The sequence below is a fragment of the Nostocoides australiense Ben110 genome (assembly GCF_001050535.1).
Lineage (GTDB): Bacteria > Actinomycetota > Actinomycetes > Actinomycetales > Dermatophilaceae > Nostocoides_A > Nostocoides_A australiense.
This window is the reverse complement of the sequence record NZ_HG764815.1, coordinates 3735236-3736236: the sequence shown is the minus strand read 5'-3', so window position 1 is coordinate 3736236 and position 1001 is coordinate 3735236. Positions and strand designations below refer to the sequence as shown.

The window sequence follows — 1001 nt, the reverse complement described above, 5'->3', positions numbered from 1 at the left end:
GCTGGACATGCCCCCGACCCCCGCCGCCCGGGGCGTGGCGCGCCGCGGGCCGCCCTCTCGGCCGGGCTGGGTCGTGCGAGCCCGGGTGTCGAGGGCGGGGTTGGCCGGGGTTGCGGTGTCCGGAGGCGATACTGGAGGGCGTGCCTGCTCCCCACCCCGCCACCACGCCGTGGCCCGTCGTCTCGGTGATCGTGCCGGTGCTCAACGAGGAGCGGCACCTCGCCGATGCCGTGGCGATGATCGCCGGACAGGACTACCCGGGAGAGATGGAGATCGTCGTGGCGCTCGGGCCGTCGCGGGACGCAACCGACGCCGTCGCCGCCGGGCTGGCCGCCGCAGACCCGCGAATTCGCTTGGTGCCCAACCCGACCGGCCGCACACCGGCCGGCTTGAACGCGGCTATCGCGGCCTCATACGGCGAGATCGTGGCGCGCGTCGACGGGCACGCCGAGATCCCGGCGGACTACCTGCGCACCGCTGTGACGGCGCTGCAGGAACAAGGCGCCGACAACGTCGGCGGGGTCATGCACGCCGAGGGGCGCACCCCGTTCGAGCGCGCCGTCGCCACCGCCATGCGCAGCCGCATCGGCGTAGGCAACGCCGCTTTCCACGTCGGCGGGCAGGCCGGGGAGGCCGAGACGGTCTATCTCGGGGTCTTCCGGCGGGCCGCGCTGGAGGCCGTCGGCGGCTTCGACGAGCACTACGAGCGGGCCCAGGACTGGGAGATGAACCACCGCATCCGCGGGCGCGGCGGCAAGATCTGGTTCACGCCGGATCTGAAGGTCACCTATCGACCGCGGAGCACCCCGAAAGCCCTTGCGCGGCAATACTTTCAGTACGGCCGGTGGCGGCACGTCATCGCGCGCCACCACCAGGGCTCGATCAACCTGCGCTACCTGGCGCCGCCGGTGATGGTGACCGGCACCACCGCCGCCACGCTGATCGGCCTCGTGTGGAAGCCGGCCCTGCTGGTGCCCGCGGCGTATGCCGGTGCCGTCGCC

Annotated in this window: 1 protein-coding gene; it reads left to right on the top strand. The window is 73.3% G+C overall.

Annotation, left to right across the window (positions count from 1 at the left end):
* Window positions 1-140: 140 nt before the first annotated feature.
* Window positions 141-1001, top strand: an 861-nt coding sequence (locus BN11_RS18350; protein ID WP_053084180.1) for a glycosyltransferase family 2 protein, incomplete at its 3' end; no start/stop codon positions are given.